Source organism: Kitasatospora sp. NPDC096128, from assembly GCF_040303105.1.
Lineage (GTDB): Bacteria > Actinomycetota > Actinomycetes > Streptomycetales > Streptomycetaceae > Kitasatospora.
The window spans coordinates 227,840-250,507 of record NZ_JBEOSP010000004.1; the positions used below are offsets into that span (position 1 = coordinate 227,840).

At 69.8% G+C, this 22,668-nt stretch carries 19 protein-coding genes; 3 read left to right on the top strand and 16 right to left on the bottom strand.

All coding sequences use genetic code 11. The annotated features are described in order from the left end of the window. From ABTY61_RS07175 to ABTY61_RS07200, 6 genes are all read right to left on the bottom strand, one after another. Positions 1–338, bottom strand: a 338-nt coding sequence (locus ABTY61_RS07175) for an enoyl-CoA hydratase-related protein (RefSeq protein WP_350503919.1), incomplete at its 3' end; no start/stop codon positions are given. 53 nt (positions 339–391) lie between these two features. Beyond that, the gene (gene dpgC, locus ABTY61_RS07180) at positions 392–1,714 is read right to left on the bottom strand and encodes a (3,5-dihydroxyphenyl)acetyl-CoA 1,2-dioxygenase DpgC (protein WP_502895235.1); all 1,323 of its coding nucleotides are present in this window, start codon (positions 1,712–1,714) and stop codon (positions 392–394) included. A 26-nt stretch (positions 1,715–1,740) separates the two neighbouring features. Beyond that, positions 1,741–2,469: an enoyl-CoA-hydratase DpgB gene (dpgB, locus tag ABTY61_RS07185; RefSeq protein ID WP_350503921.1), complete on the bottom strand. Its 729-nt coding sequence runs from the start codon at positions 2,467–2,469 to the stop codon at positions 1,741–1,743. An 11-nt stretch (positions 2,470–2,480) separates the two neighbouring features. Next, a complete protein-coding gene (gene dpgA, locus ABTY61_RS07190; RefSeq protein WP_350503922.1) occupies positions 2,481–3,650 on the bottom strand; it encodes a 3,5-dihydroxyphenylacetyl-CoA synthase DpgA in 1,170 nt (389 codons plus the stop codon). Between the two features lie 86 nt (positions 3,651–3,736). Further along, positions 3,737–5,035 carry an aminotransferase-like domain-containing protein gene (locus ABTY61_RS07195; protein WP_350503923.1) on the bottom strand — a complete coding sequence of 433 codons (1,299 nt, stop codon included), beginning with the start codon at positions 5,033–5,035 and terminating at the stop codon, positions 3,737–3,739. A 61-nt stretch (positions 5,036–5,096) separates the two neighbouring features. Then, complete coding sequence (locus tag ABTY61_RS07200; RefSeq protein WP_350503924.1) at positions 5,097–6,383, bottom strand: cation:proton antiporter; 1,287 nt, start codon at positions 6,381–6,383, stop codon at positions 5,097–5,099. 265 nt (positions 6,384–6,648) lie between these two features. Here ABTY61_RS07200 and hppD point away from each other — a divergent pair, with 265 nt between their 5' ends. Together hppD and ABTY61_RS07210 are read left to right on the top strand one after the other, a co-directional pair. Then, entirely contained in the window at positions 6,649–7,749 is a 1,101-nt protein-coding gene (gene hppD / locus ABTY61_RS07205) for a 4-hydroxyphenylpyruvate dioxygenase (protein ID WP_350503925.1), read from the top strand. Then, entirely contained in the window at positions 7,733–8,833 is a 1,101-nt protein-coding gene (locus ABTY61_RS07210; protein WP_350503926.1) for an alpha-hydroxy acid oxidase, read from the top strand. Before hppD ends, ABTY61_RS07210 begins: the two co-directional genes overlap by 17 nt. 117 nt (positions 8,834–8,950) lie before the next feature. Here the strand turns inward: ABTY61_RS07210 and ABTY61_RS07215 are convergent, their stop codons facing one another. The 4 genes from ABTY61_RS07215 to ABTY61_RS07230 all read right to left on the bottom strand — a co-directional run bounded on the left by ABTY61_RS07215 (position 8,951) and on the right by ABTY61_RS07230 (position 13,049). Next, entirely contained in the window at positions 8,951–9,949 is a 999-nt protein-coding gene (locus ABTY61_RS07215; RefSeq protein ID WP_350503927.1) for a streptomycin biosynthesis protein, read from the bottom strand. A gap of 463 nt (positions 9,950–10,412) precedes the next feature. Next, complete coding sequence (gene vanX, locus ABTY61_RS07220; protein ID WP_350503993.1) at positions 10,413–11,021, bottom strand: D-Ala-D-Ala dipeptidase VanX; 609 nt, start codon at positions 11,019–11,021, stop codon at positions 10,413–10,415. 5 nt (positions 11,022–11,026) lie between these two features. Next, positions 11,027–12,067, bottom strand: a complete 1,041-nt coding sequence (gene vanA-Sc / locus ABTY61_RS07225; protein ID WP_350503928.1) for a D-alanine--(R)-lactate ligase VanA-Sc — start codon at positions 12,065–12,067, stop codon at positions 11,027–11,029. Beyond that, positions 12,060–13,049 (bottom strand): D-isomer specific 2-hydroxyacid dehydrogenase family protein, encoded by a 990-nt coding sequence (locus ABTY61_RS07230; protein ID WP_350503929.1) that lies wholly within the window; start codon positions 13,047–13,049, stop codon positions 12,060–12,062. Before ABTY61_RS07230 ends, vanA-Sc begins: the two co-directional genes overlap by 8 nt. 127 nt (positions 13,050–13,176) lie before the next feature. On the opposite strand from ABTY61_RS07230, the gene ABTY61_RS07235 reads away from it, so the two are divergent. Next, positions 13,177–14,520, top strand: coding sequence for a UDP-N-acetylmuramoyl-tripeptide--D-alanyl-D-alanine ligase (locus tag ABTY61_RS07235; RefSeq protein WP_350503930.1), 1,344 nt, complete (start codon positions 13,177–13,179; stop codon positions 14,518–14,520). Positions 14,521–14,533: 13 nt separating this feature from the next. Here the strand turns inward: ABTY61_RS07235 and ABTY61_RS07240 are convergent, their stop codons facing one another. The 6 genes from ABTY61_RS07240 to ABTY61_RS07265 form a co-directional block, all read right to left on the bottom strand. After that, positions 14,534–15,715 carry a lipid II:glycine glycyltransferase FemX gene (locus tag ABTY61_RS07240; RefSeq protein ID WP_350503931.1) on the bottom strand — a complete coding sequence of 394 codons (1,182 nt, stop codon included), beginning with the start codon at positions 15,713–15,715 and terminating at the stop codon, positions 14,534–14,536. Positions 15,716–15,804: 89 nt separating this feature from the next. Then, the gene (locus ABTY61_RS07245; protein WP_350503932.1) at positions 15,805–16,836 is read right to left on the bottom strand and encodes an endonuclease/exonuclease/phosphatase family protein; all 1,032 of its coding nucleotides are present in this window, start codon (positions 16,834–16,836) and stop codon (positions 15,805–15,807) included. A gap of 199 nt (positions 16,837–17,035) precedes the next feature. After that, entirely contained in the window at positions 17,036–18,622 is a 1,587-nt protein-coding gene (locus ABTY61_RS07250) for an MBL fold metallo-hydrolase (protein WP_350503933.1), read from the bottom strand. A 9-nt stretch (positions 18,623–18,631) separates the two neighbouring features. Continuing rightward, positions 18,632–19,909: an FAD-dependent oxidoreductase gene (locus ABTY61_RS07255; protein ID WP_350503934.1), complete on the bottom strand. Its 1,278-nt coding sequence runs from the start codon at positions 19,907–19,909 to the stop codon at positions 18,632–18,634. Positions 19,910–19,953: 44 nt separating this feature from the next. Beyond that, on the bottom strand, positions 19,954–21,174 hold the full coding sequence (locus tag ABTY61_RS07260) for a cytochrome P450 (RefSeq protein ID WP_350503935.1): 1,221 nt from the start codon (positions 21,172–21,174) through the stop codon (positions 19,954–19,956). Next, a complete protein-coding gene (locus ABTY61_RS07265; RefSeq protein ID WP_350503936.1) occupies positions 21,167–22,633 on the bottom strand; it encodes a tryptophan halogenase family protein in 1,467 nt (488 codons plus the stop codon). Before ABTY61_RS07265 ends, ABTY61_RS07260 begins: the two co-directional genes overlap by 8 nt. Positions 22,634–22,668 lie beyond the last annotated feature (35 nt).

Genomic DNA, 22,668 nt, shown 5'->3' on the forward strand with positions numbered 1-22,668 from the left:
TGCGGGCGGTTTGTGTACCCCAGCTCCCGGTGTGAGGGGCCCGGGGGGGGCGGGGTCGGGCCGTGTGCGGTGGGTCTGTGCGCCCCCCCCCCCCCTGGGCGCCGGGGGCCCCCGCGGCGCCCCCCACGACTGCCGAAACTGGTCCGCGGCACGCCCTGCTCGTCCAGCCGGGACCGCTCGCGCAGGTCCTGGCCGACCGAGAAGGCGCGGTGACCGGCACCGGTCAGCACCGCGACCCTTATCCCGTCGTCGGCCTCGATGTCGTCCCACACTGCCGCGAGTTCCTCGTGCATCCGCAGGTCCATCGCGTTGAGGACGGCGGGGCGGTCGAGTGTCACCCGCGCGACGTGGTCCTTCTTCTCGTACCGGACACGAGGGCTCTCCTCCCCGCTCACTCCGCGCCTCGGGCCGGGGCCGCGAGCGTGAAGCGGCCGACCTTGTCCAGCACGTCGGAGCCGTACAGCCGCAGGGCCTGCTGGACGGCGAACTCGGCCATGTAGCGGCGGAATTCGTCGACGTTCTCCTCCACCAGGTTCAGCATCCGCCGGTTCGCCAGCACTGCCGGTCCGCGCAGACGGTCGAGTGTCCGCTCGATCGCCTCGTCGAGGTCCTCCGGCTCGTGGACCTCGTCGACCAGGAGCCGGGCGTCCGGCTCGTGTGCCCGGATCCGACGGCCGTCCAGGATCACCTGCCGGGCCAGCCGACTGCCGGCCCGACGGGCCAACCGGAAGTTGGCGGCGCCGGGGACGATCCCCTCCTTGGCCGCGGGGAGGCTCAGGAACGCGTCCGAGGCGGCCAGCACCCGGTCGAAGACCAGCAGGAGCTGGGTGCCGCCTCCGATGGCGAAGGTGTCCACGGCGGCCGCCCAGGGCTTCTCGACGGTTCGGGACGACCAGTGCGCGCCGGAGTCGTCCACCAGGCCCCGCCAGATCTTGTGGATGTAGCCGAGCTCCCTGCGCAGCAGGAAGCCGACGAGGGAGATGCCGCCACCGTGCAGGGACTTCAGGTTGATGCCGGCGCTGAAGACCCGTCGGCCGCGGTAGCGCGGATGGGTCATGACGCCGCCGCGCAGGAGCCCCACTTCGACGCCGGGGTCGAGCAGCGCGAGGTCGACGGCGGTCTCCATGTCGTCGATCTGCCGGTCGTCCTCCGCGTTCAGGCAGTCCTCCCGGCACATCGTCAGCCGGGCCACGCCGTCCGCGCGCTCGAGGCGCACGGAGCCGAGATCCGCCTTCCCGTCCGCCCGGAAGTCCGGCAGCAGGGCCAGGGCCCGCGGGGTCGGGCGCAGCATCGTGTCGATCAGATGCGGGCCGGACCTGGGCGAGGCCAGGATGCGGCCGAGGAGGAGGCCTTGGTCGATCTCGTGCCCCTCCTTGGCCGCCTGCGGCCGGTCGCGTTCGGCGGCCAGCCGTGCCTGCGTGGGCACCAGCCCGGGGAACGCCGCCGCGGCGACCCGGACGAGTTCCTCGATCCTGAGGTGGCGGCTGCGGCCACCGGTCAGCTCGTCGTAGACCGCGTCCGTGTGGGCGTCGAGGAAAGCGGCGCGCACGGTGCGCGCGGCGTCGAGCGCCTTCAGGGCGGCTGCCCGCTGCCCCTGGGAGCGCCGTTCGGGATCGGGCAGGGCGGCCAGCAGTTCGTCGGTGCGCCGGGCGGTCGCGGCCAGGGCCGTCCGGGCGGCGGGCAGGACACCACCCGCCGCCCGGACGGCATCCATCACGCCTGCCCGGGCCCTGTCGCCGATCACGAAGCGACCCCGACGGCTGCCCTGCGCAGCGCCCTGTCGCAGGCTGCGAGGTGGACGCCGAGCGCCTCGTCGAAGCCGGTCGTGACGGCGTCGTCCAGCAGCTGGCGGCGAATGGCCAGCTCGCTCCCGGAGACGGCGCCGGCGCGCGTGGCAGCCAGGGTGTGGGCGCCCGCCCGGTCGGCCGCCACCTCGTCGAGCAGCTGGAGTTCGAGCGCCTCGGCGAGCTCGACCGGTGTGCCGAAGAGCACCGCCCGGCGGATCGCGGAGGCGCCGGCGCCGCGCTGGGCCAGCCGGTAGAGGGCCATCCCGGGCCAGGTGGCTCCGCCGTCGACCGGCACCACGAGGCGTACCGCGCCGGCCGCGATGCGGTAGTCGGTGGCCAGCAGGGCGTCCAGGGCGGTCCCGCCGCAGTCGCCGTCGACCACGGCGACGGTCGGTGCGGGGAGTCGTTCGAGGCGGCGCAGTGCGCGCTCCCACTTGCTCACCATCGCGACCGTCAGGCCCTCGGGCCGCTGCCCCTCGGGGCTGCCCGACACCTCGACCACGACCACCCGGGTTCGCGCCGTGTCGTCCTCGGCGGCGTCGCAGACGCCGTTCACCGCGGAGACCGACTCTGCCGAGATGGGCCGGCGACCGTCGATCCTGAGCAGCAGGACATCCGGATCCGTCCGGTCGGCCTGCTGCGGGGAGGTGGCCGACGAGGTGGCCCTGACGCTGTTCTTCATCTGCTTCCCCATCACCATTGCACCAGTGCGGTCTCGATCGTCGAACCAGGGCCCATGGTCATCACGACGCCGTACTCGCCGACCTGTGCGACCCCCTCGCGCAGCAACCGCTCGTAGGAGAACAGGAAGGAACCGCTCGACAGGTTTCCGAAGTCGCGCAGAACGCCGGTCGTGTGCCGCACGTCGTGGCGGGTGAGCCCCAGGTTCACCCGGACCGCGTCGATCACCTTCTTGCCACCGGAGTGCACCAGCCAGTGGCTGATGTCGCTGCGGCGCAGCCCGCCGTTGCCGAGCAGGCGGTCGACGACCTGCTCCGCGTTGGCGCCCACCACGTAGGGAACGTACGGGTCCAGGTAGAAGCTGAACTTCCCCTGGTCGTCGTCCCAGTCGTAGCGCATCGCCTCGACCGCCTCGGTGATCAGGTGACTCGCGAAGCCCAGGATGCGGGGGCTGCCGGGTGCCGGCGGGACGTCGGCCGACGCGTAGGCCGTGTCCGGGCCGTCGGCGACCAGGGCTACCGCGGCCGCGCCGTCGCCGAAGAGGCTGTTGACGACCGAGGTGCGCATGGTGCCGTCGATCACGTACGCGGCGGAGCAGGCTTCCACGCACAGCAGCACGGCGACCTTGCCCGGGTTGGCGTGGACCCAACTCGCAGTTGCGTTGAGGGCGTTGAGACCGGCGTTGCAGCCCATTCCCACCACGTCCACCCGGCTGGTCCCGGGAAGGATCCCCATGTCGCGGATCAGCAGGGCGCTCAGGCCGGGGGTGAGGAATCCCGTGGTGGTCGTGCAGCAGAGGTAGTCGATGTCGGACAGCTCGATGCCCGCGTCGTCGAGGCAGGAGCGGATGGCCCGGGCTCCCATGTCCAGGGCGAGCCGCTTGTGCTTGGCGAGCAGTTGGCCCTGTGTCTCCGGGAGGATGGCGCCGTGGGCGTCGCGGGGCGGGATGGAGAGGAAGCGGCGTTCGATGGCGCTGTTGAGGAAGATCGAGCGGACCTTGGGGTCGGCGATCCCGAAGATGTCGATCAGCTCACGCTGCGTGTACGGGGTCCCGGTGGTCGCCGTGCCGACACCTGTGATGCGGGCGACGCCCGCACCGTTCTTCGGATCGGGGCCGGCCTGGTCCAGAAGGCCGGTGCCGGTGCTGGTACCGGCGGCCGGAAGGCTCAGGCTCGTGGTCATCGGAAGGTCCACCCCCACATCCGGGTCTTGCTGCGAACGAGTCGTACTACTGCCAACACGTGCTGAACCCCTTCCGTACGGCGGTCTCAGGTCCTGGCCGCCCGGTCCTTGATGAAGCACGCCAGCCGCTCGACACCGTCGGCGATCTCTGCGTGGGTCAGGTAGCTGACGGAGAGCCGGATGACCCGCTCCCCGCCGCCGCGCGGGTAGAAGTAGGACATCGGGGTCCAGATCACCCCGTACTTCTCCGCCGAGTGCTCCAGCGCCGCGTTGTCGGCACGGAACGGGACGGTCAGTGACAGGAAGAACCCGCCGCTCGGCTCGTTCCAGCACACGCCCAGCGCGTCCCGTTCCTGCTCGGGGAACGTCTCGGCGAGCCGGGCCAACGTGGTGCGCATCGCGTCGCCGTAGTACGCGGCGGTCTCGGTGTTCAGGTCGGCGGCCCGCCCGCCGGCGGAGAGCAGCATGCCCGCGACGACGGCCTGGCTGAGGGACGGGGTGTTGACCGTCACCATGCTCTTGATCTTGGTGAGCTCGGCCGCCAGGAGTCCCGACCGTCCGGCCTCGTCCACCACCGGCTGGTCCGCGACGGCGTACCCCACCCGGGCGCCGGGGAACAGCGTCTTGGAGAGGGAGCCCAGATGGACCACCCGCCGCTCCCGGTCGAGGGACTTCAGGGTGGGCAGTTGCCGCCCCGGGCTGACCAGCCGGTACGGGCTGTCCTCCAGGATCAGGAGGTCGTACCGGGCCGCCAGGTCGAGCAGTTCCTGCCGGGTCTCCAACGGGATGGTGGTTCCCGAGGGGTTCGAGTGGTCGGGGGTCAGGTAGAAGGCCCGGGGCCGGCGGCCGCCCACCCGCTCCGCGAGGACGGCCGCCTCCAGGTCCTCACAGCGGAACCCCTTGTCGCCCTCCTCGACCGGGGTGAGGCTGACGCCCAGCAGGGCCGCGACACCGACGATTCCGACGTAGCACGGGCTGGACACCAGGAGGACGTCCTGCGGGTCCCGGATCAGGGCCCGCACGGCGAGGAACATGGCCTCCTGGCACCCCACCGTGACCACCACGGACTCCGCCGGGACGTCGATGCCCTCGTCCTTGCGCAGCGAGTCCGCGATCAGTTCCCGGATCTGTCCACTGGTCGGCCCGTACTGGAACAGCGAGGAACGGATCCGGGCCGGCGAGGCGCCGTCGGCCTCCAGGTGGTCCAGGTAGCGGCGGAGATGGTCGAAGATCTGCTCCGTCTCGAAGAACCCGTCGTAGGGTCGACCGGGCGCGAAGGAGATCGCTTCCGGGTAGCGGTGGGTGATCTCGTTGAGGAAGTTCATGGTGTCCAGCACCGGGTCGCCGAGACTCGCGTGCAGGTTCGCAGTGGACAGAGCAGCCAAGACCGACTCCCAGGAGTATTCAAAAACCAACGGACGGAAGGACGTTCGGCGATCACCAGCCCTACGGCTGCACCGCGTCCGACCTGTGCGCGGGCTCCACGATTCGCTCCCGCGACTCTTCGCGCCGGCCGAGCGCCCTGACGACGGGCGATGTCACTGCTGTGGTGATCAGGGCCATCATGACCAATATCGTGAACAGGGCCTCGTTGATCACCTTGAGGTCCAATCCGATGTTGAGGACGATGAGTTCGGTCAGACCTCGACAGTTCATCAGCGCGCCCAGCGACAGCGCCTCGTGCCACGGCCGTCCGGTCAGCCTCGCCGAAACGCTGCCGCCGCCCCATTTCCCGACCACCGCCACCGCGAGGACGGCGCCGAGCCACAGCCATTGCACCGGGTCGTCGGCCAGCATCCCGATGTCGGTACGCAGCCCCGTCGTGACGAAGAACAGCGGCAGGAGCAGTGGTACCGCCACCGATCGCAGGCGGGCCGCAGCCCGCTCGACGACGGCGGAACGCCTCGGTGTCACCACACCGAACAGGAAGGCCCCGAAGAGGGCGTGCACCCCGATGGCATCGGTCAGCAGCGCGGAGAGGCAGGTCCCGCAGAACAGCAGCGCCAGCACCGTCGCGTCCTGCCCCTCGCCTCCCGGCGCGGCCCGCCTCCAGCGGCTCAGCCGGACGAGCAGCGGGCGCACCACCTGCGTCATCACCGCGAAGTACGCCGCCACCATCGCCACGGTCATCAACGATTCGTACGGAGAGCCCCCCTTGACGAAGGCCACCACGACCGCGAGCAGGCACCACGCGATGATGTCGCTCGCGGCGGCGCACGCCATGGCCAGGCTGCCGATGGGTGTGTGGTAGAGCCCCTGGTCGGTGAGGATCCGGGCCAGCACCGGGAACGCGGTGATGCTCACGGCGACGGCGACGAACAGCACGAAGGCGAATCGGTCGGTCCCCTGCGGAGCGAATGAGTCGAACATGCCCAGGGCGATCAGCCCACCGAGCAGCAGTGGCAGCAGGATGCCGACCTGGCTGACGACCGCCGCAGCGCGGCCGTTGCCCCTCAGGTGGCCGAGGTCGAGTTCGAGTCCGATCAGGAACATGAAGGCGAGCAGCCCCAGCTGCCCCAGGACCTCGATGTGGTCCGTGACCCTGGGCGGGAAGAGATACTCCTGCGCATGGGGCCACAGCCGGCCGAGCAGCGAGGGGCCGAGCAGGATGCCCGTCACGATCTCGCCCACGACGGGAGGCTGCCCCAGCCGGCGGAGCAGTACGGCGCCGACACGACAGGCGAGGATCACCACCGGCAGTGCCAGGAGCAGACGGGATATCTGTTCGGACACAAACTCTCCTCGGAATATGGGAGCTTGGCGTTCGGTGAATCGCGTCGGGATGGCGGAGCGCGATCTCATCGAGGAAGTTCATCGCACCCGACGAAATAGGCCAATGAGCGTCGGGATTCGCCGACTCAGGTTCACACACGGGCAGGCGTCCAGACAACCGCCGTCCAACCGGCCATCCGTCGGGCAGTCATCTGCTTTTTTCCCGCGGGGCCGTCTATTACAGTTCGACGAATCCCGCCCTTCTTCTTCTGGCATGGGGACAGTCATGAGCAAATCAGCAAAGGTGACCGATCCGCCGGCGGATCTTTCCGTCGACTACGTAGAGATGTACGTGGAACAGCTGGAAACGGCTGTACGCACCTGGGTCGACGAATACGCCTTCGCGGTGGTCGGCTCCGGCGACTTCACCGATCACCGAAGCGTCGCGCTGCGCCACGGACGGATCACCCTGGTACTCACCGAGGGGACGTCGGACGACCATGCGGCCTCGGCCTACGTCGCCTCCCACGGAGACGGTGTCGCCGACATCGCCCTGCGCACCGCGGACGTGACCGCGGCCTTCGACGCGGCGGTCGCCAACGGCGCCCGCGTCCACCGCCCGCCGACCCGTCACACGGGCGACGGGCCGACCGTGACGGCCGTCCTCCACGGCTTCGGGGACGTCGCCCACACGCTCGTCCAGCGCGCTCCCGGGGAGGGGCCGGGGCTGCCCGCCGGAGTCACCCCGACGCCCCGGACCGGCGGTGACCCGACCGGCGCCGTGGGCCTGCTCGACGTCGATCACATCGCCGTGTGCCTGAACACCGGCGATCTCGACCCCACGGTCGACTACTACCTGGCGGCCCTCGGGTTCCGGTGCATCTTCGAGGAGCGCATCGTCGTCGGCCGGCAGGCCATGGAGTCGAAGGTGGTGCAGAGCCCGTCGGGCTCGGTGACCCTGACGCTCATCCAGCCCGACCCTTCGGCGGACCCGGGACAGATCGACGAGTTCCTCAAAGCCCACCAGGGCTCCGGCGTCCAGCACCTGGCCTTCTCCTCGCCGGACGCGGTCCGTTCGGTACGGGCCCTGGCCGACCGGGGCGTCGGCTTCCTCACCACTCCCCCGGCGTACTACGACCTCCTGGGCGGGCGGATCGACCTGGGCGAGTCCAGGCTGGACGACCTCCGGGCGACCAACGTGCTCGCCGACGAGGACCACGGCGGCCGGCTCTTCCAGATATTCACGGCGTCGACCCACCACCGGCACACGCTGTTCTTCGAGGTCATCGAGCGCCAAGGCGCCGAGACCTTCGGCAGCGCGAACATCAAAGCGCTCTACGAGGCCGTGGAGCTGGAGAGGACGGGGCAGCATGGGCTACGGCGGTGAGGTTCCGGCCGGTCCGGCCCACTGCCTGGCCGACTTCGAACGCGCCGCCGCTTCGGCCCTGCCCGCCGACGTATGGGACTTCGTGGCCGGAGGAAGCGGCGCCGAGATCACGCTCGATGCCAACCGCGCCGCGCTGGACCGCGTCTTCCTGGTCCCCCGCGTGCTCAGGGACGTGTCGCAGTGCACGGCGGATTCCACCCTGCTCGGTCGGCCCGTTCCCATGCCGGTTGCCATCGCGCCCGTCGCCTACCAGCAACTGGTCCACCCCGAAGGCGAGTTGGCCGCCGCCCGCGCGGCCAAGGCGGCCGGGGTGCCGTTCACCGCGAGCACGCTGAGCAGTGTCCCGATCGAGGAGATCACGGCGATCGGCGGAGCGGTCTGGTTCCAGCTCTACTGGCTCCGGGATGCCGCGCAGTGCCTGGAACTCGTCCGCAGGGCCGAGGACGCCGGCTGCCAGGCGATCATGCTCACCGTCGACGTGCCGTGGATGGGGCGCCGGCTGCGCGACATGCGCAACCGCTTCGCCCTGCCCGGCCGGGTACGGGCGGCCAACATCCGCACCGGCTCGACCGCGCACCGGCGGCAGGCCGACAGCTCCGCGGTGGCCGTCCACACCGGTCAGGCCTTCTCCGCAGCGCTGACGTGGTCGTCGTTGGAGGCCCTGCGGAAGCAGACCCGGCTTCCCCTGCTGCTCAAGGGCGTCCTGGCAGCCGAGGACGCGCTGCGGGCGGCCGAGTCGGGGGCGGACGCGGTCGTGGTCTCCAACCACGGTGGCCGCCAGCTCGACGGCGCCGTACCCAGCATCGACGCGTTGCCGGAGGTGGTGGCGGCCGCGGGGGACGGATGCGAGGTGCTGCTGGACAGCGGCATCCGCAGCGGCACCGACGTGCTCAGGGCGCTCGCTCTCGGGGCGTCCGGTGTCCTGGTGGGCCGTCCGCTGATCTGGGGCCTGGCCGCGGCCGGAGAGGCCGGCGCACGTCGGGTGCTCGACCTGCTGGCCGAGGAACTCCGCGACGCCCTCGGCCTGTCGGGCTGCGACGGTGTCGCCGCGGCCAGGCGGCTTCGCGCCTTCGCCTCCGCCTGACATGCGAAAGTCGCCGAAGTCCCTGCACCGCGTGGTGGAGGGACTTCGGCGACGTCACAGCCCTCGTGTTCCCGACCAACTGCCCGTTTTCGACGCTTGGACGCGGCGCCGGCCGACTTACACGGTCTCGGCTTCCCTGCGCCCCAGCCGAAGGGCCAGCTCCGACCACATCCCCGCGTACTCGTCGGCCAGATAGGCCACGATGCCGCTGCAGTGGGGCGGCACGTTGTCGATGATCCGCTGCCACTCCTTCGGGTTGATCGTGTGGAGGTTGAGCAGCCGCAGCAGGGTGCGTCCGGTCTCGCTCAGCCGCAGCGCCGGATCCGCCCTGAGCCGTTCCACGACGACGCTGGGATCCTGCGTCGACGGCCTGCCGGGCACCGCCGCGACGCCGATGCCGCGCGGTGGCGCCGAGGCTCCCACCACGACGTTCCCGGGTTCCGGTTCCCTGACCTGCCGACTGGGCAGCGGGTCCTCTCCTCTGCGGATCCGGCTTCTCACATCGCGGGCCGTCTCGGGGGATATGCCCGCCATGCGGGCGATCTGACGTAACGACAGGCTCGGGTTCTCGGTGATGAGTTCTCCGGCGACCCTGCGCCCCGCGGCGGCGTTGATCGGGCGGACCCGGCCGTCCTGGCCGACCCTGCTCTCCTCGGCGGCGGACGCACCCGGAAGCCCTTTGCGCATGTCGGCCACCGTGCCGGGGGCGATACCGGTGACCGATGCGATCATCCGGTCCGACCACTGCGGGTGCGAGGCGATGATCCGCGCGGCCGCCCGCTTACGGTCGGCCTTCGACAGGGGGAGGCCGTGCTTGGTGTTGGACTCGACCGCCAGCACGAACGCGTCGGCCTCGTTGCCCTCGAAGAAGCTGACGGCGACCCTGTCCTGTCCGCGCAGTTCGGCCGCTCGAACACGATGGAGGCCGTCGATGACCCGCATCGTCGGGCGGTGCACGAGAATGGGCGGAAGCGGGGACTGCACCACGGAGAGCGCCTCCACGTGGTCCGGGTCCTCCCCCGAGGTCCGCGGTGAACCGGCTGTTGACAGTAAGCTGATCTCCACTTCGACAACCGTCTGCTGATCGAGGTGTTTCTGCTCGCGGTCCAACGCCATCTCCCTCATGATCTGATTTCCTGTACACGGCTCTGTGAAAGGCACTCAGAAGATCCCCCGTTGGATCTGGCCTGCATTCCGTTCTGCTAGCACTAATCATCAGATGGAACGGCTACGTGATCGTAACACCCGGCACGAATCGAGGCACTCGCCTATCGGCGAATCGCCGGTACTCCGGTCATGGACCGCGATCTTGTCGCTCGGGGCCGGCACGGAAACGGGTGTGGCCACCGTTGATCATCGTGACTGGTGTGGAGCAACGATGAGACAGTGGCCGCACTCTCAAGTCGCGGTCTACCTCGCCCCCACCGCCGAGCGGGGAAACCCCGGCAGCGGAGCGGGAGTTGTACGCCCCCACGCCTGGACGGGGCGGCCCGGACCGCTGCCGGGCGGCGGCTGGGCGCCGGCGTCGCTCCGCGGGGGGACACCCCTTCCCTGAAGATCACGATCCACGGCTGGGGTACTACCCGATGGGGAAATCGAAATAGGTATCCGGATAGGGCTCGTCGTCGAGCGTGTAATGCCACCACTCGCATTCGTACGCACTGAAACCACAGGCCTCCATGACGGACCGCAGATGCTGACGGTTCCGCGCTTCGACGGGCGTGACCCCTTGTGCGCCGTGGTGCGAGACGGGATCCATGAGGTCATGGCTGCCGCCCATGGAAACGAGTTCACACGTGGCCAGGTCGTAGAGCGTGAGGTCCACCGTGCTGCCCCGGCTGTGGCCGGACTTCGCGGCCACATAGCCCTGCTCGAACATCTCGGCCCTGCAGATGTTGGGATAGTGCCGCGACTTCGTCCGGCCGTCCTCCGGCTGCCGTGACCAGTTCAGAAAGCAGTCGACGGCGCGCTGCGGGCGATAGCCGTCCCAGAGCAGCAGGCCGAAACCCAGTGATGCGGCCAACTCCTGCGCCCGCTCCAGGGCCGTGCACAAAGCCCTCGTCCCGACGACCCGATTGGCCAGATATCCGTCCACCGGCTTCCCGGTGAAGTTGTCCCACGTGGCGTACTTGGCATCCCAGCGTATTCCGGGCACCACGTCGTCCACGAAAGCGAAGCCGTCCATCATCGACGTCATCGGATCTTCCCCGTCAAGGCGAGGGAGACGGCCCGGTCGATCACCTCGGAGAGCGGAATGCCCGCGGCCGCCATCATCCTCGGATAACGGCTGTACGAGGTCATGCCGGGGAAGGTGTTGACCTCGTTGAGGACCACCTGCCCGTCCTCCTTGAGGAACATGTCCACCCGCGCGAGGCCGCTGCACCCCAAGGCCCGGTACACGGCCTTGGCCGCCTCCTGGACGAGCAGCCGTGACTCCTCGGGGATGTCGGCGGGGACGACTGCCACGGAGTTCTCGGAACCGGTCTCGGGGGAGTCTTCCTGATGGATCCTGAAGAACCCGTGCGAGAGCGCGATCCGGTCCACCTCGCCCGCGACCAGGTCCGACCCGTTGCCGAGGATGGCGCAGCCGATCTCGCTTGCGACGACAGCTTCTTCGATCAGCACCTTCGTGTCGTATTGCCGTGCCGTCTCCACCGCACCCGGAAGTTCCTCCTCCCGGGACACCTTGGTGACACCGAAGGACGATCCCGATCGGGCCGGCTTCACGAAGACCGGATAGGTGAGCCGGGCGGGGTCGACGGTCTCGTCCACCGTGACGGTCCAGAAGTTCGGCGTGGCGATTCCGGCGCTCCTGGCGACGACATAGGCGAGGGACTTGTCCATGCTCAGGGCAGAACTCTGGACGTCGCAGCCGATGTAGGGGATGCCGGAGAGCTCCAGCAGACCCTGCATCGCGCCGTCCTCGCCGAACCGGCCGTGCAGCACGGGCAGCACGACGTCCAGGCGGATCGTTTCGTAGCTCCCCTGCTCCAGGGTGAGCAGTCCGTGCACGTCGCTGTCCGGCGACAGCACGACGGGGCGGCAGTCGCCGTTCTCCCACTCCCCGTCGGGCCCGTCGCAGAGCTTCCAGGCACCGCTCTTCGTGATCCCGATCCAGAAGGGTTCGTACTTGTCGGGATCCAGGTTCCGGGCCACCTCTCGCGCGGACTTGACGGAGACGAAGTGCTCCTCGGAACGGCCCCCGAAGAGGATGCCGACCTTCAACCTAACCATGCTGATTCCTGCTTTCGAATGCCAGGCAGTTGGTGAGAGAGTTCTCCACGGTGTCGCGCAGGGCGTGATCCGTGTAGTAGGCGGTGTGCGGACTGATGAGCGCGTTCGGCAACTCCTGCAGCCGCAACAGCGCCTTGCTTTCGATGGGCTTGTCCCGGCAGTCGGCGTAGAAGACGCCGTCCTCGCCTTCGACGACGTCCAGCGCAGCGCCGCCCAGCCTGCCGATCTCCAGTTCCTGCACCAGGGCCTCGGTGTCGATGAGCCCACCGCGCCCGGTGTTGACGATCACCGCGCCGTCCTTCATCTGCGCCAGGCGTTTCCGGTCCAGCAGACGGTGCGTGGCCGCGGTGAGCGGCACGTGCAGCGTGACCAGGTCGCTCCGCCGCAGCAGTTCATCGAGCGGAACGCGCTCGACGGTGGCACCGGGGTGGTCCACCGGACGACGGTCATGGGCCAGGATGCGGCACCCGAAACCCCGCAGTCGTTCCAGGACCGCCGCACCGATCCGGCCCGTCCCGACCACACCGACCGTCAGATCCCGCAGTTCCCTCCCGCGCACGTCGCTCAGCCGGTAGTCGTGCGCGTCGGTGCGACGGACGATGCCCTTCGCGTCCCGTACCGCCATCAACATCAGCATCAGCGTGTAGTCGGCCACGCTGTCCGGCGAGTAGGAGACGTTCCCGACGACGATGCCGATGCTGCCGGCGTACTCCACGTCGACGTGGTTGTACCCGATGCTCCGCGTGGAGATGTAGCCGACGCCGACTCCACCGAGGGCACGCAGCGTGGCGCGGGTGATGGGCGTCTTGTGGCCGACGCTGATGCACCGGCTGCCGGAGGCCAGTTCACTGTTGGCCTCGGACACCGGTGCGTCGGTGAGGGCCGGCCGCACACCGAAGCCGGGCGCCAGCTCGCGAAACAGGACGGCTTCGTCCGGACCGCACCCGTACACGGTGATACGGGTCTTTGTGCTGTGGGTCATGCCCCCAGTGAAGGCGGCACGGGGTATCCGGAGCGTATGTCGTTTTCGATATGCCCGTGAAACGTCCAACTCCCTTGACTGGCAGCATGACTGAACCAACACCATGCACGGCCTCCAGGGGGCCGGTGTGATCCCTCTAAGCCTCGGCGAGATCGCCGGGATCGTCGGCGGAACGGCCGAGGGCGACAGCTCCGCGACCGTGACCGCGCCGGCCGTGATCGACAGCCGACAGGCCGAGCCGGGCGGCCTCTTCGTCGCCTTCGCCGGCAAGCACGCCGACGGCCACGACTACGCGGAGCAGGCCGGGCGGGCCGGTGCGGTGGCCGTGCTCGGCTCCCGGCCCACGCCGCTGCCCACCGTCGTCGTCGAGGACGTCCAGACCGCGCTGCAGACGCTCGCCGCCCATGTGGTGGCGCGGCTGCGCGACAGACTGACCGTCGTCGGGGTGACCGGCTCGCAGGGCAAGACCGGTACCAAGGACCTGCTGACGGCCGTGCTCTCGGGCGCCGGGCCGACGGTCGCCACGGCCGGCTCGCTCAACAACGAGCTCGGTGTGCCGCTCACCATGCTGCGCGCCCAGGCGGCCACCCGGCTCCTCGTCCTGGAGATGGGAGCCCGCCACATCGGCGACATCGCCAAGCTCACCGGCCTGGTCGCGCCCGACATCGCCGTCGTCCTCAACGTCGGCCAGGCCCACCTCGGCGAGTTCGGGTCGCGCGCGGCCATCGCCCGGACCAAAGGCGAACTGGTGCAGGGGCTCGCGCCCGGCGGCACCGCGATCCTCAACGCCGACGATCCCCGAGTGGCCGCGATGCGCGCGCTCACCGACGGTCCGGTTCTGACCTTCGGCCGGGCGGCCCACGCCGACGTACGGGCCCTCGACCTGGCCCTCGACCGGCTCGGCCGGCCGTCCTTCACCCTGCGGACCGCCGCCGCCTCGGCCCACGTCGCGCTGCCGCTGGTCGGCGCCCACCAGGCCCTCAACGCTTCGGCCGCCACGGCGGCGGCACTGGCGGCCGGGGTTCCCCTCGACCTGGCCGCGGCCGCGCTGGCCACCGCCTCGCTGTCGCCGTGGCGGATGGAGTCGCGCGGCCTCACCTGCGGGGCGACGCTGATCAACGACTCCTACAACGCCAACCCCGACTCGACCCGCGCCGCCCTGGACGCGCTGGCCGCCGTCGAGGGCGTGCACCGCATCGCGGTACTCGGCGCGATGCTCGAACTCGGCCCCGACAGCGAGGCGGAGCACCACGCCGTCGGGGCGTACGCCGCAGCCCGGGCCGACGTGGTGGCCGTCGTCGGTGCGGGAGCCCGGCCGATCGCCGACGGCGCGGGAGAACGGTCGGTGGTCCTCGCCGACAACGACGCGGCCGTCCACTGGCTGCGCGACCGCCTCGCCGCCGGCGATGTGGTGCTGGTCAAGGCCTCCCGCGGGGCACGCCTGGACGAAGTCGCCGCCGCGCTGGCGTAGCCGGCCGTACGGTTCAGCGTCCGCGCCGCCTCATGTAGAGGTCGAAGACCCGGTAGACCATCGGTCGCAGCGGCAGGTCCCACTCGCCGACGTACCGCACCGCCCGGCCGCCGGTGCCGACCTTGAACTGGACGAGGCCGACGTGCGGATCGCCGGCGTCGAGAGTGGGGGTGATGCCGCGCAGGTCGTAGACGTCGCAGCCGGCCGCGAGCGAGTCGCGGATCATCGCCCACTGGCAGGCGTTGGATCCGCGTACCTCGCGCTTCGCGGTGGCGGAGGCCCCGTAGGCGTACACGGCGTGGGCCCCGACCCGGATCAGGATGGTGGCGGCGACCAAGTCGCCCTGGTGGCGGGCCAGATAGAGCTTGATCCGCTCGGGGGCCTCCGTGCTCAACGCCGCGAACATGGTCTCGAAGTAGTGCAGCGGCCGGGGGGTGAAGTGGTCGCGCTCGGCGGTGTGGACGTAGAGGTCGTGGAACGCCTTCAGCTCTTCCGGCCCGCCGTCGCCGACCGTGACCTCAACGCCCTCCTTGGCCGACTTCTTGATGTTGCGACGCCACTGCTGGTTCATGCCCTTGAACACATCGTCCTCGGTCCTGCCCGCCAGCGGGACCACGTACTTGAACTGCGGATGCCCGACCCCGAACCCGTCCTCCGGGTTCTGCGGCAGCCAGCCCGCGTTCTTGAGCGTGCTGCTCACCCGGGCGCCGACCGGGTCGCCCGCCTGCCCCGGCATGTCGGTCAGCCGCCGGATGTTCGGGTCGGCGATGCCCTCCTTGACCTGGGCGGCGCTCCAGCTGTCCGTGTCCACCGGCGGGCCGAGCCGGATCGCGAACGCGCCGTGCTCCTTGAGGTACGCCGCCAGCGGATCGAGCCACACACCGATCTCACCGCTCCAGTCGATGACCGGCCCCTCGGCCAGGTACGCCAGCGTGAAGCGGTCGAGCCGCGGCACCGGGCGGTGCAGGACGAGCCCGGCACCGACCAGGCCCCGACCGTCGAACCAGCCGAGGGACTCGCTGCGCCACTCGGTCTTGACGCGGGCCCACGCCGGGGTCTGCAGGAAGCTGACCGACCGCTGGGCCCGCACGAACGCCAGATGGTCGGCGGCGCGGATCGGCCTGACGACCGGATTCCCAACCGCTGCTTTCCCGGCTGCGGTTCGACCCGGTTCGCTGGAGGAGGTGTAGGACATGTCGCCAGTCAATCTGGTGGGGTGTTGCCCGGACATATGCGATTCTCAATACGCTGACGATAGGTCACCGCCCCGGCGGGTCGCGGCGTTCACCAGCTGATTCCGGCCGCCACCGGCCGGTGGTCACTGCCCGTGGCCGGCAACAGCCACGCACTCCTCGGGGCCACGCCGCGGACCAGGATCTGGTCGATCCGCACCATCGGGAAGTCCGTCGGCCAGCTGAAGCCGAACCCGTCCCCGGCCACGTCCTGGGCCGAACGCAGCTGCGAGGCGAGACCGTCGAAGGCACGGTCGTCCATGGTGCCGTTGAAGTCACCGACCACCACCACCCGCTCGCTGCGCTCGGCGGCGACCGCCCCGGCGAGCTTCTTCGCGCCGGCGTTCCGCGTGTCCGTCCAGAACCCGCCCCTGGGCATCACCCGCACGGAACCCAGATGCACCACGTACACCGCCAGCGGCCCCTTGCGGGTGGCCACCGTGGTGCGCAGCGCCCGGGGCGGTTCCACCGGGTTGTCCGCGGGCCGCGGCTGCCACAGGACATCGACCGGCCGGGTGTCGGACAGCGGCAGCTTGCTCCACAGCCCGACCGTGCCCTGCACGGTGTGGTACGGGTAGCCCTTCGCCAGCTCCGTCTCGTACACGCCCGTGGCCCGGTCGGTCAGCTCTTCCAGCGCCAGCACGTCCGCGCCGGAGGCGGCCAGGTCGCGGGCGGTGCCGGCCGGATCACGGTTGTCGGCGTTCACGTTGTGGCTCACCACCGTGAGATCGCCGCCCTGGTGGGACTTGTCGGCAAGCAGCCCGCCGAAGTGGCTCAGCCACACGGTGACCGGCAGCAGCAGCGCGACGACCGCCGAGGTGGAGCGGCGCCACAGCGCCCCGGCGAGCAGCACCGGGACCAGCAGGCCGAACCACGGCAGGAAGGTCTCCAGCAGACTGCCCAGGCCGGCCCAGTCCGGGAGCTGCCCGTGCAGCAGCAGGAGCAGGCCGAGCAGCAGCGCACACGTCGTGAGTACCGAGCCGCGCCTCCACCGGCCCGGCCGGGGGTCGCCCGCGGGCCGGGTTCCTTCGTCCTGGGCCGCCGAACCACCCTGCCCGGTCTCGGCCGTGTCCACCGGTGTCATCGTGCGCTCTCGCTCCCGACTCGTGGGGGGACGCCGTCGCGGTGGCCATCCAACGGGTGGCCACCGCGACGGCGTCGATCGTGCTGAGGGCTGGGTTCGAGACATGCCACCAGAGAAGACGACCGGACGTTGCCGGCACGTATGCGGTTTTCGACACGCGGACGATATGTGCAGGCCCGTAGCCTCGCTGCGGGCGCGGCTACGACCAGTGCCATTCGGCCCGGTCGAGGAGATGACCGGATTTGACTCCCCGGCGCGAGCACCACTCCTCGAACTCGGCGATCTGCTGGAGCTGGTAGGAGTCCTCGTGGTAGCTGGTGGCCATGACGTGGCCGAGCCAACTCTCCTCGCCCATGGCGTAGATGTACACCTCCTGGGCCCCCAGCTCGGTGACGATCGCGCCCGCCTGCGCCGCGTCGGAACCGGACAGCTTGCGGGTCTCGCTCATCTTCTTCGGGATCGGCTGGGTGAACATCGGCTGGTACTTCCAGTTCATCGGCGCACCGTCGCACTCCATGCCGAGGAACGCGATGTCGACCGGTCCGAGGTGCCGGCGGACGTAGCGGTAGAGGACCGGATCGATGCCGGAGGAGTCCGCTCCCACGTAGACGGACTTCCCGCCGAGGCCGATCCAGTAGGTCGCCTTGGCGCGGATGTCGAGATCGGCGTGCTCCCCGAAGAACGGAGTCGCGACGATCTTCCCACCGGGGAAGGCAACCTCGTCGAAGTCGTCCACCTCGGTCACGGGGAGCCCGAGGGACTTCAGGAAGAGCGCGGGCGACGGGTCGCACAGGTTGCCGCGCGAGGTCCTCGGCACCACGAACGTGCCGACCCGGCCGCGCAGTTGGAGCAGGGTCTCGGACACGAGATGGTCGGAATGCCCGTGCGTGATGAGGACGTAGTCGATGTGGTCGGGCAGGTCGTCATAGGTGTACCGGCCGGTCGCGTTGATGTCGGCGCTGAGGAACGGGTCCGTGAGGATCGACACTTCGGGCGTCTGCAGGAGGAGGCAGGCATGCCCCAGGTAACGGATCCTGGCACCGGCCGTGACGTGGCGGTCGGCGGCCAGCCCCGGCTCCGGGACCAGCAGGCGGGACAGCTGGGCGGCTTCCGCGTCGCCGAGTTCCAGCGCCTCGCGGAGCGCGTTCAAGGTGGTGGGCCGGATCCTGGAGCGGAACAGCTCCTCGATGCCGGGGTGCCGGAAGGGGATGTCCAGCTCCAGGACGTCGGGCGAGGGCAGCCGCGGGGTGCTCATGACGAACGGCCGCTCGATGCCCGTCTCCAACGAGAGCTGAACCGACTGGCGGTCCTCGGCATACGCCTTGCTCCGGTAGACGAGCGGCTCCAGGAAGTGCAGCGAGGCCGCGTTGCCGGTGTCGTAGGACACTTCCACCAGGCCCGCCAGCTCGGCGGGGAGCTTCGGGTAGAGCGGCCTGAGGTCGTAGCCGGTCGCCTCCTCCCGAACGATCTTCTCGGCCTCCGCGATCGCGTGGGCGAACCGGATGATGTCCGCGCGGTCGCGCCGGACGGCCGTCAGCAGCGCCTCGACCTCGCCCTTGCGCTTCTCCTCGATGCCGACGAAGAACCCGCCGCGGAACTTCGGATCGCGGCTGCCCGAGAAGTGCCAGTCCGGGGTCTGCAGGTAGGACTCCAGCATCGGGAGCTGCCGGAAGGCGAGGTACATGGCGCCGGTCACGGGAGCCGTCGTGTACAGCTGGGCGTAGAACCGGTCGACCAATGGCTCGATGATGGTGTCGGACCGGAGATAGAGCCGTTCCTCAGTCACTTCTGCTCCTCACGAACGAATCCACGTCATTCCGTCGGGCGAGACCGCCAGCCCGCCCGGGACCGTCGGTCCCCCGGGCGCGGTCGCCCCCTCGCCCGATGCAAGCGCCTCGTCGCCGGACCACACTCCGGCGGCCAGGTCCACGAACGACTCCGGCTGCGGGTGCTCCTCGCCGGTCATCGCGTGGAACGCCTCGATGAGCTCGGAGAACGCCCCGAACTCGCGGCGGTACCGCGCCTCGAACTCCGTCAGGGCGGTCTCCTCGTCCAGGTCGCCGGCGAGGACGGTGTTGACCGAACGGGCGGCCAACAGGGCGCCGTAGGTCGCGAGATGGACGCCGCCGGAGAACAGCGGGTCGACGGAACACGCGGCGTCGCCCACCAGGACCATCCCCGCGCGCCGGAACGTCGTCTGCTGGTAGGCGTAGTCCTCGCGGACGCGCAACTGCCCGTACCTGCCGGCCGTCACCCGCATCCCTTCCGAGAGCAGGTCCGAGATGGTCGGGCATTCGGCGATCAAGGCCTTGAACGCCTCCTCCCGGTCATCCGGGAGCTTCTCGACCAGCTCCCCGCGCACCACCGCGCCCACACTGGTGAGCCCGCCGAACAGCGGGACGTACCAGAACCAGCCCTTGTCGAAGGTCACACTCAGACCGTCGCCCGAACGCGGTTCCGGCAGCCGCTTGCAGCCGTTGCCGAAGTAGCCGGAAAGCATCAGGCCGCGGAAGGCCTCCGCGTGGTCGCGGGTGCCGCCGACACCGGAGAACAGCGGGCTCCGATGGCCTGACGCGTCGATCACGAACCGCGCGCGGACCTCGTGCTCGCCGCCGTCGGGGTCGAGGTAGCGCAGGCCGGCGACCCGCTCGCCCTCCTCGACGACTCCGGTGACCGAGCACCCTTCACGGACCGTCACGCCCTTGCGCTTGGCGTTGTTCAGCAGGATCTCGTCGAACCGCCTCCGGTCCGCCTGGTAGGCGAACGCCGTCGAGGCGGTCAGTCGCGAGGACGCCTCGAAGGAGACGTCCCACGGCTCCGGCCGAGCGCCCCACTGGAACGTCGCGCCCCGCTTCACCGGGAAGTCCGTCTCCGCCAGTTCGTCGGTGACGCCGAGCAGTCGGCACACTCCGTGCACGGTGGACGGGAGCAACGACTCACCGACCTGGAAACGCGGAAAGACCTCCTTCTCCACCAGGAGCACCCGGTGGCCCCGCATGGCCACCAGGGTGGCCGCGGTCGAACCCGCCGGTCCACCGCCCGCCACCACTACGTCGAACGCTTCCGCCGACATCTCCCACCGTCCCTCGATCGATCGCTCATCCGTCGCGGCGTCCGCTACCAGGTGACCGGCAACCGGTCCGGGCTGTCTATGAACGCGTTGCGGAACTTCACTTCCCCCGCGGGCACGGCCAGGCTCAGCCCGGGGAACCGTCGCCACAGGGCCTGATAGGCGATGCGGAGCACCGACCTCGCCACTGCGGCGCCCACGCAGTGATGGATGCCGTGCCCGAATCCGACATGCGGCAGCGGTTCGCGGCTCGCGTCGAGGAGATGGGGATCCGGCGTCAACCCCTCATCGCGGTTGGCCATGAGGATCGAGCAGAGGACGTACTCCCCCGCCTTGATCAGCTGCCCGCCGACGACGACGTCTCGGACGGCCAGGCGCGGGGTCGGCTGCTGCACGGCCGAGAGGAAGCGCAGCAGTTCATTCACCACGCGGTCGGCCTCCTCGCGGGAGGCGAGGAGCAGCCGCCGCTGGTCGGGGTGGTCGAGCAGCGCGAGGGCCCCGAAGCCGATCATGCCGGCGGTGGTCTCGACGCCGCCGAGGATCAGCGCCGTGCAGACGCCCCTCAACTCGTCGTCGGTGATCCGTTCGCCGTGCTCACGCACCAGCATGCCGAGGAACCCCTCGTCGGGCTCCTTCCGCTGCCGGGTGATGAGCGCGTTCAGGTACCGGTTGAACGCCGCGCTGTCCGCCGCCCGGGCCTTGAACCCGCGGCTCAGGTCGACGTTCTGCCTCACGCGGCGGATGAACTCGTTCCGATCGTCGCGCGGGACCCCGAGCAGCTCGCACAGGGCCTCACTGCCGACCTGGTCGGCGAACAGCACCTGGAGGTCCGCAGGCGGTCCGGCCGCTTCCATCGCATCGAGTCGTTCCTCGACGATGCCCTCGAACGCGGGCTCCAGCCTGCGGATCCGTCGGACCGTGAACTCGGGCGTCAGCATGCGCCGCAGCCGCGTGTGTTCGGGCGGATCGTAGATCGCGAGCTGTCCGGCCAGCTCCGGCGGGACCGGCACCCCTTCGCCGCCGATCGGTTGCGCCTCGGTCAGCCGCAGCCGCGTCGTGAAGTTCTCGTGATCACCGAGTATCTCGCGCACCACGTCGTAGCCCATGGCCTGCCAGACGTAGTCCGTGCTCATCTGATCGGCCGCGTTCCCCGCGATCCGGATCAGCGGGCCGTGCGCCCTGAGGGCGAACATGTCCTCATGCGGATCGTAGAGCGTCCTCCGCATGTAGTTCGCCGTCGGCCGCACGATCGGCGCGGCCTCATCCACGGTAGGACATCCACTTCATCCCGTCGGGCGAGGCCACCAGCCCGCCCGGGAACACCGGCTCCTCGGGCGCCGCGTCCTCGCCGAGCACCGCCCGCATCTGGACCTGGCCGCCCTCCTGCATCACCTGCTTGACCACCTGCGACCTGAACATCGGCACCATGTCCCCGTCACCGCCGCCGGCCATGTCGTCGACGGCCGCGGCGAACTCGGCGCTGTGCTTGGCGATCCTGGACGCAAGCGCCGCCTCGCCGGACGACACCCCGCCGACCAGGTCCACGAACGATTCCAACTCCGTGTGCTTGTTGTTCGTGACCTTCTTGGCGGCCCAGAAGTACGACTCCTCGTTCACGTTCATCTCGTAGAACGACACGAGGAACTCGTAGAACACCCCGTACTCACGGCGGTAGCGGGCCTCGAACTCGTTCAGGGCGGTCTTCTCGTCCAGGTCGCCCGCGAGAATGCTGTTGATCGAACGGGCGGCGAGCAGAGCGCTGTAGGTCGCCAGGTGAACGCCGGAGGAGAATACCGGGTCGACAAAGCACGCGGCGTCGCCGACGAGGATCATTCCGGGGCGCCAGAACGTCGTCTGGAGGTAGGAGTAGTCCTTGCGGATCCTCAGTTCCCCGTAGTTCCCGGTCGTCACCCGACGCGCGTCCGCCAGGTATTCCGAGATCAGCGGGCATTCGGCGATCAGGGCCTTGTAGGCCGCTTCCCGGTCCCCCTGAACCTTTTCCGCCATTTCCCTGCGCACCACCGCGCCCACACTGGTGAGCGTGTCGCTCAGCGGAATGTACCAGAACCAGCCGCTGTCGAAGGCGACGCTCAGGATGTTTCCGGAACGGGGCGCCGGGAGCCTTTTACCGTTCTCGAAGTAGCCGAACAGGGCCAGGCTCCGGAAGAACTCCGAATAGTCGCGCGTGCCGCCGACGCTGGAGAACAGCCGGCTCTTGTTGCCCGACGCGTCGATCACGAAACGCGCGCTGACCTCGTGCTCACCGCCGTCGGGGTCGAGGTAGCGCAGGCCGGTGACCCGCTCGCCCTCCTCGACGACTCCGGTGACCGAGCATCCCTCGCGGACCGTCACGCCCTTGCGCTTGGCGTTGTTCAGCAGGATCTCGTCGAACCGCGCCCGCTCCACCTGATAGGCGAACGAGGTGGGCCCGCTCAGCTGCGGGGAAACGGCGAACGAGAACGTCCAGGGTTCCGGCCGGGTGCCCCACCGGAAAGTGCCGCCGCGCTTTATCGGGAAATTCGCCGCCGCGAGTTCCTCGGTGACCCCGAGCATCCGGCACACCCCGTGAACGGTGGACGGAAGCAGCGACTCACCGATCTGGTACCGCGGGAATACCTCTTTCTCCAGCAGCAGTACCCGGTGCCCCTGCATGGCCACCAGGGTGGCCACGGTCGAACCCGCCGGCCCACCCCCCGCCACCACCATGTCGAACGTTTCCACCGACATCTCCCACCGTCCCTCAATTGAGTTCTTTGCGATTG